The organism is Aquabacterium sp. OR-4, assembly GCF_025290835.2.
Classification (GTDB): Bacteria; Pseudomonadota; Gammaproteobacteria; order Burkholderiales; family Burkholderiaceae_C; genus Pseudaquabacterium.
Map to the genome: position 1 here is coordinate 2,123,860 of NZ_JAOCQD020000001.1, position 13,189 is coordinate 2,137,048.

Below are 13,189 nucleotides of genomic sequence, written 5' to 3' on the forward strand. Positions count from 1 at the left end.
GGCGTCAACGCCCCTGCAATGGGCGGTGCGGGCAATCGTCGCACACGAAGCCCCCCTTCCAGCTGACTGAATGTCGCGCGTGTGTCAGGGCAAGCCCCGCTATCGCCAGCGGGGGGCGGACACCTATAAACGCGGCGTCGGACGGGCTGCCGCAGCCCGACCTCTGCAACGATGGAACACCCACAGATGGCAGATACCGGTGCCCCCCTGCTCAGCGTGCGAGACGTGACCGTGCGCTTCGGCGGCATCGTCGCCCTCGACGGCGTGAGCTTCGACGTCACGCGCCACCAGGTCTGCGGCTTGATCGGCCCCAACGGCGCCGGCAAGACCACCTTGTTCAACTGCCTGTCGCGGCTGTATGCCTACCAGGCCGGCGACATCCGCTTCGACGGCGAGTCGATCACGGCCATGTCCACGCACCGCATCGCGGCGCTCGGCATGGGCCGCACCTTCCAGAACCTGGCCATGTTCCGCACCCTGCCGGTGCGCGACAACATCATGATCGGCGCGCACTCGCGCTCGTCGGCGGGCTTCATCGCCAGCGCGCTGCGCCTGCCCTCGGTCAGTGGTGAGGAGGCCCGGCTGCGCCGCCGTGCCGACGAGATCATGGATTACCTCGAGCTCTCGAGCGTGGCCGACCGCCCGGCGGGCGATCTGCCCTTCGGCACGCAAAAGCGGGTGGAGATGGGCCGCGCGCTGGCCGCCGATCCCAAGCTGCTGCTGCTGGACGAACCCGCTGCCGGCCTCAACCACGAAGAGCTGGCCGACCTTGGCCGCCTGATCACCGACGTGCGTGATCGCCTGAAGATGACCGTGCTGCTGGTGGAGCACCACATGAGCCTGGTGATGAGCGTGTCCGACCACATCGTGGCGCTGAACTTCGGCCGCAAGATCGCCGAGGGCACGCCGGCCGAGATCCAGCGCCACCCCGACGTCATTGCCGCCTACCTCGGCGCACCGGCGGAGAGCGTGTGATGGCCGCCAAGCTGCTCGAAGCCCAGAAACTGTGCGCCAGCTACGGCGCCACCCAGGTGCTGTTCGGCATCGACTTCTCGCTCGAACCGGGCCAGATCACCGCCATCCTGGGCGCCAACGGCGCCGGCAAGACCACCACGCTGCGCGCCATCTGCCAGATGGTCAAGACCTCGGGCAGCCTCACGCTCGACGGCCAGTCGCTGATCGGCAAGGGCACCGAAAGCGTGGTGCGCATGGGCGTGGCCCATGTGCCCGATGGCCGCGGCACCTTCACGGCGCTGAGCGTCGAAGACAACCTCAAGCTCGGCGCCTACACCCGGCGTGACCGCCACGAGGTGGCCGGCGACATCGACAAGGCCTACCAGCGCTTTCCGCGCCTGGCCGAGCGCCGCCACCAGCAGGCCGGCACGCTGTCGGGCGGCGAGCAGCAGATGCTGGCCATCAGCCGCGCACTGATGCTGCGCCCGCGCCTGCTGCTGCTCGACGAACCCTCGTTCGGCCTGGCCCCGCTGATCGTGGCCGAGATCTTCCGCATCATGCGGCGCATCAACGAGGAAGACGGCGTCAGCATGCTGGTGGTCGAACAAAACGCCAACCTCGCGCTCGACCTCGCCCACCACGCCTACCTGCTGGAGACCGGCACGGTGGCGCTGTCGGGCCCGGCCGCCGAGATCAAGCGCGACGAGTCCGTGCGCCGCGCCTATCTGGGCTATTGAGCACATCTCCAAGAGGTACCGACCCGCATGGAAGCCTTTCTCCACCAGATCACCTCGGGCCTGGCCAACGGCTGCATCTACGGCAGCGTGGCCCTGGCCCTGGTGATGATCTACCAGGCCACGCACCACATCAATTTCGCCCAGGGCGAGATGGCCACGTTCTCCACCTTCATCGCCTGGGCGCTGATCCAGGCCGGCTGGCCCTACTGGGGCGCGTTCTTCGCCACGGTGGCCATCAGCTTCGTGGCCGGCGTGGCGGTGCAGCGCATCATCCTGCGGCCGGTCGAGAAGGCACCGGTGCTCACCAACGTGATCGTGTTCATCGGCCTGCTGGTGATCTTCAACTCGCTGGCCGGCTGGATCTTCGAGCACACCATCAAGTCCTTTCCCAGCCCCTTCGAGCAAAAGGGGCCGCTGGCCAACAAGCTGTTCAGCGCACACGAGATGGGCTCGGCCCTGGTGATGCTGGCGGTGCTGGCGGCGCTGTACGCCTTCTTCCGCTTCACGCCGGTGGGCCTGGCCATGCGCGCCGCGGCGCAGAACCCCGAGTCGTCGCGGCTGGTGGGCATCCGCGTGAGCTGGATGCTGGCCATGGGCTGGGGCCTGGCAGCGGCCATCGGCGCGGTGGCCGGCATGATGGTGGCGCCGGTGGTCTACCTCGACCCCAACATGATGAGCGGCATCCTGCTCTACGGCTTTGCCGCCGCGCTGCTGGGCGGCATCGACAACCCCGGCGCAGCGGTGCTGGGCGGCTTCATCGTCGGCGTGCTCGAGAACCTGCTGGGCGCCTACGTGATCGGCACCGAGCTGAAGCTCAGCGTGGCGCTGGTGCTGATCGTCGGCACGCTCACGCTGCGGCCCAACGGCCTGTTCGGCAAGCACGTGGTCACCCGGGTCTGACGCAGAACCCACGTCGCCACGCTCCTGCCCCCCGAGGGGTGCCCGGCCCCCTGGGGCGGCCCGGCGGCACTGAGACCGCCCGCACCACGACGCGAGACACACGATGAACAAGACCCTCAAGATCACCCTGGTGCTGCTGCTGGCCGCCGGCCTGCTGGTGCTGCCCTTCCTGTTCAAGAACTACCGCGTGTTCCAGTTCAACCTGGTGCTGGTGTACGCGGTGGCGGTGCTGGGGCTGAACCTGCTCACCGGCTTCAATGGCCAGATCTCGCTGGGCCATGGCGCCTTCTATGCCGTGGGCGCCTACGTGGCCGCCATGCTGATGAGCATGGCCGGCTGGCCCTACTGGGCCACGCTGCCGATCTCGGCCGTGGTGTGCTTCGTGCTCGGCTTTCTGATGGGTTTTCCGGCACTGCGCCTGGGCGGCCACTACCTGGCGCTGGCCACCTTTGCCTTTGCGCTGGCCGTGCCGCAGCTGCTCAAGTACAAGAAGATCGAGACCTACACCGGTGGCGTGCAGGGCATCGTGCTGAACAAGCCCGATGCACCGTTTGAGATGCGCTTTCTCGACCAGCCGCTGTCGGCCGACCGCTGGCTGTACTTCTTCACCCTGGTGGTGGCCGCGCTGATGTTCCTGATCGCCTGGAACCTGCTGCGCGGGCGCATCGGCCGTGCGCTGATCGCCATCCGCGACCACCCGATCGCCGCCACCGCCATGGGCATCAACCTGCCCTTGTTCAAGAGCATGGCCTTTGGTGTATCGGCGGCCTTCACCGGCGTGGCCGGCGGCCTGGGCGCGATCTGCGTGGCCTTCGTCTCGCCCGACAGCTTCACGGTGTTCCTGTCGATCACCTTCCTGGTGGGCGTGGTGGTGGGCGGGCTGGCGTCGATCCCGGGGGCGATCTTTGGCGCGGCCTTCATCCAGTTCGTGCCCAACATCGCCGACGAGCTGTCCAAGTCGGCCCCGTGGGCCATCTACGGCGCCGTGCTGATCCTGCTGATGTACCTGATGCCCAGCGGCGTGATGGGCCTGCTGCGCACGCTGTGGCTGCGCCTGCGCCCGGCACCGGCTCGGGGTTGACCCTGTCGCGCGTGCCGCTGCCGGCGCGTTTCAATGAAGGCGGCGCGAACCTGCAGACATGGCCTGCACGTACGCACCGCCACCCACTGACCGATCCCCGCAAAGGAGAACTCGATCCATGACATCCGCCCGCAGAAGCTTCGTGATCCAGGCCACCGCCGTGGTGCTTGCCGCCACGGCGTTCAGCAGCGCCGCGCTGGCGCAAAAGAAGTACGACACCGGCGCCGATGACAAGGAGATCAAGATCGGCAACATCATGCCGTACTCGGGCCCGGCCTCGGCCTACGGCGTGATCGGCAAGGCCATGGGCGCCTACTTCGACATGGTCAACGCCCAGGGCGGCATCAACGGCCGCAAGGTCAAGTTCATCACGGTCGATGACGGCTACAACCCGGCCAAGACCGTGGAGCAGGCGCGCAAGCTGGTCGAGGAAGAAGAAGTGCTGCTGGTGTTTGCGCCGCTGGGCACACCGCCCAACAGCGCGATCCACAAGTACATGAACCAGAAGAAGGTGCCGCAGCTGTTCGTGGCCACCGGCGCCACCAAGTGGGGCGACCCGAAGAACTTTCCCTGGACCATGGGCTGGCAGCCGGCCTACACCGGCGAGGGCCGCATCTATGCCCAGCACCTGATGGAGACCATGCCCAACGCCAAGGTGGCCATCCTCTACCAGAACGACGACTACGGCAAAGACTACCTCAAGGGCTTCGAGGAGGGCCTGGGCGCCAAGGGCAGCATGGTGGTGTCCAAGGTCAGCTACGAGGTCACCGATCCCACCATCGACAGCCAGATCCTGACGCTGAAGAACTCGGGCGCCAACGTCTTCTTCAACATCACCACGCCCAAGTTCGCGGCGCAGGCCATCAAGAAGATCCCCGAGGTGGGCTGGAAGCTCGACGCGCACTACCTCAACAGCGTGTCGGCCTCGGTGGGCTCGGTGCTCAAGCCGGCCGGCCTGGACAACGCGGTGGGCCTGATCACCACCCAGTACCTCAAAGACCCCACCGACCCGGCCTGGGCCAACGATGCCGACTTCAAGGCCTGGACCGACTGGATGAAGAAGTACTACCCCGGCGGCGACCTGAGCAATGCCTTCAACGTCACCGCCTGGACCCACGCGCTCACCATGGCCCAGGTGCTGCGCCAGTGCGGCGACAACCTCACGCGCGAGAACGTCATGCGCCAGGCCGCCAACCTGAACATGCAGAACGTGCCGATGCTGCTGCCCGGCGTGGAGATCAAGACCGGGCCGGACGACTTCTACCCGGTCGAGAAGGAACAGCTGTCGAAGTTCGACGGCAAGACCTGGGTGCGCTTCGGCAAGGTGTACGGCAAGTGATGGACAAACCGGCCGGGGTGGATGTGATGAAGCCGCTGGCTGGTATCCGCATCATTGACCTGTCGTCGGTGTTCGCCGGGCCGATGGCCACGGCGCTGCTGGCCGACCAGGGTGCCGAGGTCATCAAGGTGGAGTCGCCCGAGGGCGACACCACCCGCGCCATCGGCCCGGCCAAGGGCGACCTCTCGGCCAGCTTCATCACCGCCAACCGCGGCAAGCGCGGCATTGCGCTCGACCTCAAGGCGCCCGAGGCACGCGAGATCCTGCTGGCGCTGATCGAGCGCGCCGACGTGCTGGTGGAGAACTTCCGCCCCGGCGTGATGGCGCGCCTGGGCCTGGCACCGCCGATGCTGGCCGAGCGGTTTGCCCGCCTGGTGCACCTGTCGGTCACCGGCTTCGGGCCCGATGGCCCGCGCGCCGGTGACCGCGCCTACGACGCCGTGATCCAGGCACTCGGCAGCGTGGCCGCCTCGCAGCGCGACTACGCCACCGGCGCACCGGTGGTGCTGGCCAGCACGGTGAGCGACAAGGTCACCGCCCTCACCGCGGCCCAGGCCATCACCGCCGCGCTGCTGCAGCGCGAGCGCAGCGGCCGCGGCGCGCGGGTGGAGGTGGCGATGCTCGACGCCACGCTGGCCTTCCAGTGGCCCGACGCGATGTACAACCATGTCTTCATGGACGAGCCGCCCGCGCCCTTTCCTGAGTTCGGCGCCACGCAGCGGCCCTGGAAGACGGCCGACGGCCATGTCACCACCATGGTGCCGCAGCCGGCCGAGTTTCGCGCGCTGTGCACGGTGCTGGGCCAGCCGGCGCTGGCCGACGATCCGCGCTTTGCCAGCCTGCCGCTGCGCTACCGCCACGGCCAGGCGCTGCGCGCCACGCTCGAGCCGCTGTTTCTGCAGTTCGACAACGCCACGCTGGAAGCCCTGTGCCGCCAGCATGGTGTGCCCATGGGCGTGATCCACGAGCGGCCGCAGGTGCTCACCGATCCGCAGGTGCTGCACAACCAGGCCGTGGTCACGCTCGAGCATGGCGATGTCGGCCGCGTGCGCCTGGCCCGTGCCGGTGCACGCTTCGATGGCCAGCCGATGGCGCCGGCCAGCGGCGGTGCGCGCCTGGGCGAGCACGGCCGGCAGATCCTGCAGGAGCTGGGTTTCGACGGCGCGCGCATCGATGCGCTGCTCCAGTCAGGTGTGCTGAAGATGCCCGCTTGACGCGGGCCCGCGCAGCCGCTTCATTCACAAGCTCTCATTGCGGGGACACCCTCTCAGCCGGCCGAGGCCGCCAGCGCCTGGTCGATGTCCCACAGGATGTCGTCCACATGCTCCAGGCCCACCGACAGGCGCACCATGTCGGGCCGCACGCCGGCCGCCAGCTGCTGCGCTTGGCTGAGCTGGCGGTGCGTGGTGCTGGCCGGGTGGATGATCAGCGTGCGCGTGTCGCCGATGTTGGCCAGGTGGCTCATGAAGCGCGCTGCGCCGATGAAGCGCTCACCCGCCGCCGCGCCCCCCACCACGCCAAAGGCCAGCAGACCCGAGGCGCCGGACAGCGCGCCCGCCGCACCGTCCAGGCTGCGCATCTGACGCTGCACCAGTGCATGCTGCGGGTGCTCGGGCAGGCCGGGGTAGTTGACCCAGCTCACCCGCGGGTGCCGCTGCAGGTGCCGGGCCACCGCCAGCGCATTGCGGCAGTGCCGCTCCATGCGCAGCGGCAGCGTCTCGACACCCTGCAGGATCTGCCAGGCGCTCATCGGGCTCAGCGCCGCGCCGTACACGCGCAGCGTCTCCATGCGGCAGCGCATGGCAAAGCCGAAGTCGCCGAAGGTCTCGTAGAACTTCACGCCGTGGTAGCCGGGTGAAGGATCGGTCATGCCCGGAAACTTGCCGTTGTCCCAGGCGAAGCGCCCGCCATCCACCACCACGCCGCCCAGCGTGGTGCCATGGCCGGCCAGGTACTTGGTGGCCGAATGCACCACGATGTCGGCCCCCAGCGCCAGAGGGTTGCACAGAAAGGGGCTGGGCACGGTGTTGTCGATGATCAGCGGCACGCCGTGGGCATGGGCCACGTCGGCCACCGCGGCAATGTCCAGCACCACCAGGCTGGGGTAGCCCAGGCTTTCGGCAAACACGGCCCGGGTGTTGGGCCGCATGGCCGCGGCAAAGGCGGCCGCGTCGGTGGCCTCGACGAAGCTGGTCTCGATGCCGAACTTGGCCAGGCTCACCGCCAGCATCGTCACCGAGCCGCCGTACAGCGCGCCGGCCGCCACCACATGGTCGCCGGCCTGCAGCAGGGTCATCAGCGCCATGGCCTCGGCGGCCATGCCCGAGGCGCTGGCCACCGCGGCGCGCCCGCCTTCCAGCGCGGCCACGCGCTCTTCCAGCGCGGCCACCGTGGGGTTGCTCAGGCGCGAGTAGACGTTGCCGAAGGTCTGCAGATTGAACAGCGCCGCCGCGTGCTCGGCCGAATCGAACACGAAGCTGGTGGTCTGGTAGATCGGCAGCGCCCGCGCGCCGGTCTCGCGGTCAGGAATCTGGCCGGCGTGGATGGCCAGGGTTTCGGGGCGAAAGACGCGGTCGCTCATGTTCTTCGTTGGGCCAGGTCGGCGCCGCGCATCAGCCGGGCCGCCGCGCCGAGATCACGCCGGTGTTCACGCCGGCCCAATGCAAGCCGCCGAACAGGCGCGCATGTTCGATCTTCACGCAGCGGTTCATCACGCTGGCCAGGCCGGCGGCAAGGGCTTCGTCATGCGCCTGCGCATGGACCACACCCAGCTGCTGCCACAGGCAACGGGCGCCCAGCGCAATGGCGCTGCGGGCAATCGGCAGCACATCGTCGGTCTTGCGGAACACGTCGACGATGTCCACCGGCTCGGCCAGCTCTTCCAGCCGCGCCACGCAGGGCATGCCCAGTACCTGGCCACCGGCATAACGCGGGTTCACCGGCAGGATGCGGTAGCCCTTGCCTTGCATGTAGCTGGCGGCAAAAAAGCTCGGCCGGTGCCACTCGGCCGACAGGCCCACCACCGCAATGCTGCGGGCGCCCCGCAGGATCTGGCGCAGATCGGCTTCGCTCAGGCCGTCACCGGGCCCGGCGGGCGCGGGCGGGGCAGCGGCCGGTTCAGGCTTGGGCTCGCGCTCGCGCTCGCGCTCGCGATCGGGCTCGAGCTCGGCCGCCATGCCCGGCCCTCAGCGGCGCAGGCCGGGGTCGGTGGAGTGCAGCGGGCTGCGCGCCGACAGGCCGTGCAGGCCGCCGGCCAGCAGCACCTCGCGCACACCCACCAGGCGCGAGGCCACGGCGCTGCGCGCGCGCCGCACGGCGGGGTCTTCGCCGGGCGACACGGTGTCGCGCAGCGCGCGTTCGAGCAGGGCCGATTCTTCGGCCAGTCCGGGCAGGCCCAGCGTGGCGGCCAGCGACTTGAGATCGTGCGCCAGGCGCTGCGCACGGTCGATGTCGCAGGGCACTGCGTCGATCGAGCGCTCGAGGCGCTGCTCGAACTTCAGCAGCGGCTCGCAGGCCGCTTCGAGCACCCGGTCATAGAGCTGCACGCCGCCCAGGCGCTGCAAGGCCGAGGGCAGGTCGCTGTCGGGCAGCGCATCGAGCGCGCTGAGCCGCGGGTCGGTGCCCAGCGTGCTGTCGGGTGATCGGGTGGTGGGGCCGTCGTCCTGCGGCTGCGGCCGGTTCAACAGCGCCAGCAACTGGGCGCGCGAATAGGGCTTGCCCAGGTGGGCGTCAAAGCCGGCCTCCTTGGCCGCCACCAGGTCAGACGGATCGCTCTGGCCGCTGACGGCCACGATCAGCGCCGGCTTGCGGTGGCGCTTGCGCTCGAAGGCACGCATCGCACGCACCGCCTCCAGCCCCGACAGCGCGGGCATGTTCAGGTCGAGCAGCACGATGCGGTAGTTGTCGGCCTCGAAGCGCCGCACCGCACTGCCACCGTCGTGCACGCCGTCGATGCGAAAACCCGAGCCTTCCACAAAGGCCTGCAGCAGCATCAGGTTGTGCGGGCTGTCGTCGGCCGCCAGCACCGACACCACGCTGCGGCCACCACGCGCCATCGCGGTGCCCGGCAGCGGGCCCGAATCGGTGGCCTGCGGCGAGGTGCGCGGCCCCTCGGGCGCCGCGGCGGTGGGCGGCAGCGGCAGCTCGACATGGAAGCACGAGCCCATGCCCTCGCGGCTGACCACGCCGATCTCGCCCTCCATGGCCTCGGCCAGGCGCTTGCAGATGGCCAGGCCCAGGCCGGTGCCGCCCAGGTTCTGCGCCAGCGCCGGATCGGCCTGCACATAGGGCGTGAAGATGCGGTGGATGCGGTCGGCCGGGATGCCCACGCCGGTGTCGCGCACCTCGAAGCGCAGGTGCTGGCGGTCACGCCCGTAGCCCACCAGCAGGGTCACCGTGCCGGCCGGCGTGAACTTGACCGCATTGCCCAGCAGATTGCGCAGCACCTGGCCCACGCGCATGGCGTCGCCGATCACCGTCTCGGGCAGGTCGGGGTCGGTCTCGACATCGAGCACCAGGCCCTTTTGCTGCGCCCGGGCCTCGAACAGCGCCACCTGCTGCGCCACCAGGCGCGGCAGCGAGAACGGGTGGCGGGTCAGGGTCAGCAGACCGGCTTCGCTCTTGGACAGGTCGAGCAGGTCGTTGAGCATATGCAGCAGATCCTGCCCGGCGCTGCTGAACAGGGCCACGTGGCGCTTTTGCTGCACGTCGAGGCGGGTCTGGGCCAGCATCTCGGCGGCCCCCAGCAGCGCGTTCAGCGGCGTGCGGATCTCGTGGCTCAGGTGCGCCAGGAAGTCGCTCTTGACCTGGTTGGCGGCTTCCAGCTCGGCGCGCTGCAGGCGCAGGCGGCGCGTCTCGCGCGCGGCCTCGAACTGCGCATGCCACAGGCCCAGACCGGCCATCGCCAGCAAGGTGGCCAGCGGCGCGCCGATGCGGCTGAGCTGGCCATGCCACAGCACCAGCGCGGTGTCGACCACCAGCAGCAGCAGCAGGGACACCGCCACCGCGCCCAGCACCGGCCAGGCACGCGCCCGGCCGCCGCGCCAGCCCTGCAGCGCCATCGCCAGCCAGGGCAGCAGGCACAGCGCCAGCAGCGCGGCGTCGGTGCCGGCCGCGGGTGGCCGCAGCATGTGGTCGTACTCGAGCGCGTCGTAGACCGCGGCCAGCGCGGTGGTGGCGCTGCGCAGGCCTTGCGCGGTGAGCACCTCGCCGCCCAGCGCGGCGCTGGCGCCGAGAAACACCACGCGGCCACGCACGGCATGGGCCAGCGCCTGGGCCTCGTCGGCCGGCAGGCGCCCGGCGGCCGCCGCATCCACCCGCCACAGCGACAACGGCGCCGGCGCACTGTCGGCACGCGCCAGCCAGGGTCGCACGCGCTGTTGGTCGTCGAGCGCCCACAGCGGCCCGGCCGGGGTCTGCACCAGCCACTGCTGCTCGCGCCGGCCGCAGCGCATGGCATCGGCCTGGGCCGGGTGCAGCGCCTGCCACACGGCCATCGGCAACAAGGGCAGGCTCAGATCGCCGGCCTGCTGCCACAGCGGCAGGTGGCGCAGAACGCCGTCTTCGTCCACCGGCACCGACAGCGCCCCCAGCCGTGCCGCCGGCAAGGCCCCCGGCAAACCGGCCTCGGCCCAGCGTGGCAGTTGCCAGCCCGCCTGCATGGCTGGCTGGCAGCCGGGCGGCGCCATGCGCATGCCCAGCCGGTCGCCCTCGCCTGGCACGGCTCGCGCGCCCAGCAGCACCGGTGCCGAGGTGTGGTTCAGCCAGCTGGCAAAGTTTTCGTCACCGTCCTTGGCGTCCACCAGCATCAGGCCGAAGGCCACCGCGCGGGCGCCGTTGTCCAGCAGCCAGCGGCCGGCCGGCACGTAGGCGTCACGGCGCAGCGGCCAGGCGCCCATGCGGCGCACGCTGTCTTCGTCGACATCCACCACCAGGGCCGCATCGGCCGGCGCGCGCGGCGCCAGCAGTGCGGCCTGCAGGTCCTGGCGGCGGTCCAGCCAATGGTCGAGCGGCAGCACCTGCACCACGATCTGCGCCAGCAGGAGCGCCAGCAGCGCCAGGCCGCTGGCCACCAGCACGCGCCGCCCGCGCCCGAGGCTGCGCCACAGCGCCAGCAGCGACGCGCGCGCGCCGGGCTGTGCTGGGGCATGGGCCGCGGTGCGCGACGCTGGCGAGCGGGCAACGGGAAACTGGGCCGACATGGAGAAACGACTGCTTACGGCTGCGAAGACGCGCATCATCGCCGGTTTGGCCGCCAGCGCCCATCCACCGGGCGCAGGGGCAGCGCGTGCGGGTGCCGGCCGTGATTTCGTGCATTACACTGGCGCCCTGCCAGGAGAGAGCCCCACCCGGGGCCGCCGAAGGCGCAGAGGCACCCCCTCGAACGCTCAGGCAAAAGGACTGGCAGGCGCGCCGCGCGAGCGGGGCGTTCCTCACTGGAGAGAGGCGGGCCGGCGCGTTGCGCGTCGATGTTCGTCCACCGAAGGGGCAAGCGGTCGGCGTCATCCACGCGGCTGCCAATCTCTCAGGTAAAGCGGACAGCGAGGGGTCTTTCCCATCCGGCCTTCCGGATGGGTGCCGGAACCCCTCGCCGTGAAGGAATGCGCCCCGTGTCCGCACCGTCGCCCACCGCTGTCAGCGCCCCGCTGCTCGCCACCCCGCTGAACGCCCTGCACCTGGAACTCGGTGCCAAGATGGTGCCGTTTGCCGGCTACGCGATGCCGGTGCAGTACCCCGCCGGCATCCTGGCCGAGCACCGCCAGTGCCGCGAGTCGGCGGCGCTGTTCGATGTGTCGCACATGGGCCAGCTCAAGCTGCTGGGCAGCGACGCCGCCGCCGCGCTCGAGACCCTGCTGCCGCAAGACATCTGCGACCTGGGCCCCGGCAAGCAGCGCTACGCGTTTTTCACCAACGCCGCCGGCGGCCTGCTCGACGATCTGATGGTCACGCGCCGCGACGATCACCTGTTCGTGGTGGTCAACGCCGCCTGCAAGGACGCCGACACCCGCCACCTGATCACCCACATCGGCCACCGCTGCACGGTGCTGCCGCTGCCCGAGCGCGCGCTGCTGGCGCTGCAGGGGCCGCTGGCGGCCACGGCGCTGCGCCGGCTCAACGAGGGGGTGGACAGTCTCACCTTCATGAGCGGCGGCGACTTCACGCTGGCCGGTGCCGACTGCTTCGTCACCCGCTCGGGCTACACCGGCGAGGATGGCTTCGAGATCAGCGTGCCGGCCGGCCAGGCCGAGGCGCTGGCGCGGGCGCTGCTGGCGCTGCCCGAGGTCAAGCCCGCCGGCCTGGGTGCGCGCGACACGCTGCGCCTGGAAGCCGGCCTGTGCCTGTACGGCCACGACATCGACGAGCGCACCACGCCGGTCGAGGCCGGCCTGGGCTGGGCCATCCAGAAAGTGCGCCGCCCCGGTGGCGCGCGTGCGGGCGGCTACCCCGGCGCCGACGTGATCGGCCCGCAATTCGGCACCCCGCCGGGCGTGCGCCGCGTCGGCCTGGTGGGCCTCGAACGCGTGCCAGTGCGCGAAGGCGCGCCGCTGGTCGATGCCGATGGCCACCCGCTGGGCCGCGTGACCAGCGGCACGCTGGGCCCCACGGTGGGCCAGCCGGTCGCCATGGGCTACCTGGCCGCCAACCACGGCGCCCTGCACCACGAGGTGTATGCCGAGGTGCGCGGCAAGCGCCTGCCGATGCGCGTTTCGCCCATGCCTTTTGCGCCGCACCGCTACCACCGCGGCTGATTTTTTCCACCCCTTTCCCCCCCATCCCTGGCCCCACGAGAGCGCACCCATGAGCACCAAGTTCACCGCCGAGCACGAATGGATCAACATCGAGAACCCGCAGGCCGCCATCGTCGGCATCACGCTGCACGCGCAGGACGCGCTGGGCGATGTGGTGTTCGTCGACCTGCCCGAAGTGGGCCGCAGCTACGCCCGCGGCGATGTGGCCGGCGTGGTTGAGTCGGTGAAGGCCGCGGCCGACCTGTACATGCCGGTCGACGGCGAGGTGACCGAGGTCAACGAGGCGCTGCGCGCCGACCCGGCCCTGGCCAACCGCGACCCGATGAGCGAAGGCTGGTTCTTCAAGATGCGGGTCAGCGCCCCGGCCCAGCTGGACACCCTGCTGGACGCACCGGCCTACGACGCGCTGCTCAAGACGCTGTGAGCCCAC

11 protein-coding genes and 2 riboswitches are annotated in these 13,189 nt (G+C 70.3%); of the genes, 8 read left to right on the forward strand and 3 right to left on the reverse strand.

The genetic code is table 11. The features are described 5' to 3' along the window. Positions 1-186: 186 nt before the first annotated feature. From N4G63_RS09265 to N4G63_RS09290, 6 genes are all read left to right on the forward strand, one after another. Positions 187-975, forward strand: coding sequence for an ABC transporter ATP-binding protein (locus N4G63_RS09265; RefSeq protein WP_260788022.1), 789 nt, complete (start codon positions 187-189; stop codon positions 973-975). After that, positions 975-1,691 (forward strand): ABC transporter ATP-binding protein, encoded by a 717-nt coding sequence (locus N4G63_RS09270; RefSeq protein WP_260788023.1) that lies wholly within the window; start codon positions 975-977, stop codon positions 1,689-1,691. Before N4G63_RS09265 ends, N4G63_RS09270 begins: the two co-directional genes overlap by 1 nt. Positions 1,692-1,718: 27 nt before the next feature. After that, entirely contained in the window at positions 1,719-2,591 is an 873-nt protein-coding gene (locus N4G63_RS09275) for a branched-chain amino acid ABC transporter permease (protein WP_260788024.1), read from the forward strand. A gap of 103 nt (positions 2,592-2,694) precedes the next feature. Further along, a complete protein-coding gene (locus N4G63_RS09280; RefSeq protein WP_260788025.1) occupies positions 2,695-3,672 on the forward strand; it encodes a branched-chain amino acid ABC transporter permease in 978 nt (325 codons plus the stop codon). A gap of 118 nt (positions 3,673-3,790) precedes the next feature. Continuing rightward, positions 3,791-5,011, forward strand: coding sequence for an ABC transporter substrate-binding protein (locus tag N4G63_RS09285; protein ID WP_260788026.1), 1,221 nt, complete (start codon positions 3,791-3,793; stop codon positions 5,009-5,011). Then, positions 5,011-6,225: a CaiB/BaiF CoA transferase family protein gene (locus tag N4G63_RS09290; RefSeq protein ID WP_260788027.1), complete on the forward strand. Its 1,215-nt coding sequence runs from the start codon at positions 5,011-5,013 to the stop codon at positions 6,223-6,225. Before N4G63_RS09285 ends, N4G63_RS09290 begins: the two co-directional genes overlap by 1 nt. Before the next feature lie 53 nt (positions 6,226-6,278). Here N4G63_RS09290 and N4G63_RS09295 read toward each other — a convergent pair whose 3' ends face one another. The 3 genes from N4G63_RS09295 to N4G63_RS09305 are packed head-to-tail and all read right to left on the reverse strand — an operon-like array spanning position 6,279 to position 11,211. After that, complete coding sequence (locus N4G63_RS09295) at positions 6,279-7,592, reverse strand: O-acetylhomoserine aminocarboxypropyltransferase/cysteine synthase family protein (RefSeq protein ID WP_260788028.1); 1,314 nt, start codon at positions 7,590-7,592, stop codon at positions 6,279-6,281. 31 nt (positions 7,593-7,623) lie between these two features. Then, on the reverse strand, positions 7,624-8,187 hold the full coding sequence (locus N4G63_RS09300) for a CoA-binding protein (RefSeq protein WP_314599604.1): 564 nt from the start codon (positions 8,185-8,187) through the stop codon (positions 7,624-7,626). Positions 8,188-8,196: 9 nt separating this feature from the next. Next, positions 8,197-11,211 carry a hybrid sensor histidine kinase/response regulator gene (locus tag N4G63_RS09305; RefSeq protein ID WP_260788029.1) on the reverse strand — a complete coding sequence of 1,005 codons (3,015 nt, stop codon included), beginning with the start codon at positions 11,209-11,211 and terminating at the stop codon, positions 8,197-8,199. A gap of 121 nt (positions 11,212-11,332) precedes the next feature. Beyond that, positions 11,333-11,423, forward strand: a riboswitch (glycine riboswitch). A 12-nt stretch (positions 11,424-11,435) separates the two neighbouring features. Beyond that, positions 11,436-11,561, forward strand: a riboswitch (glycine riboswitch). Positions 11,562-11,619: 58 nt separating this feature from the next. Between N4G63_RS09305 and gcvT the strand changes: the two genes are divergently transcribed. Beyond that, positions 11,620-12,759: a glycine cleavage system aminomethyltransferase GcvT gene (gcvT, locus tag N4G63_RS09310; RefSeq protein WP_314599605.1), complete on the forward strand. Its 1,140-nt coding sequence runs from the start codon at positions 11,620-11,622 to the stop codon at positions 12,757-12,759. Positions 12,760-12,808: 49 nt separating this feature from the next. Then, on the forward strand, positions 12,809-13,183 hold the full coding sequence (gcvH, locus tag N4G63_RS09315; protein ID WP_260788031.1) for a glycine cleavage system protein GcvH: 375 nt from the start codon (positions 12,809-12,811) through the stop codon (positions 13,181-13,183). The last annotated feature ends 6 nt before the right edge of the window (positions 13,184-13,189 follow it).

Bases quoted from the DNA above. Each gene is read 5' to 3' on its own strand.
- gcvH (WP_260788031.1), top strand. From the start codon at position 12,809: ATGAGCACCAAGTTCACCGCCGAGCACGAATGGATCAACATCGAGAAC.
- N4G63_RS09275 (WP_260788024.1), top strand. From the start codon at position 1,719: ATGGAAGCCTTTCTCCACCAGATCACCTCGGGCCTGGCCAACGGCTGC.
- N4G63_RS09300 (WP_314599604.1), bottom strand. From the start codon at position 8,187: ATGGCGGCCGAGCTCGAGCCCGATCGCGAGCGCGAGCGCGAGCGCGAG.
- N4G63_RS09265 (WP_260788022.1), top strand. From the start codon at position 187: ATGGCAGATACCGGTGCCCCCCTGCTCAGCGTGCGAGACGTGACCGTG.
- N4G63_RS09295 (WP_260788028.1), bottom strand. From the start codon at position 7,592: ATGAGCGACCGCGTCTTTCGCCCCGAAACCCTGGCCATCCACGCCGGC.
- N4G63_RS09270 (WP_260788023.1), top strand. From the start codon at position 975: ATGGCCGCCAAGCTGCTCGAAGCCCAGAAACTGTGCGCCAGCTACGGC.
- N4G63_RS09285 (WP_260788026.1), top strand. From the start codon at position 3,791: ATGACATCCGCCCGCAGAAGCTTCGTGATCCAGGCCACCGCCGTGGTG.
- N4G63_RS09305 (WP_260788029.1), bottom strand. From the start codon at position 11,211: ATGTCGGCCCAGTTTCCCGTTGCCCGCTCGCCAGCGTCGCGCACCGCG.
- N4G63_RS09290 (WP_260788027.1), top strand. From the start codon at position 5,011: ATGGACAAACCGGCCGGGGTGGATGTGATGAAGCCGCTGGCTGGTATC.
- N4G63_RS09280 (WP_260788025.1), top strand. From the start codon at position 2,695: ATGAACAAGACCCTCAAGATCACCCTGGTGCTGCTGCTGGCCGCCGGC.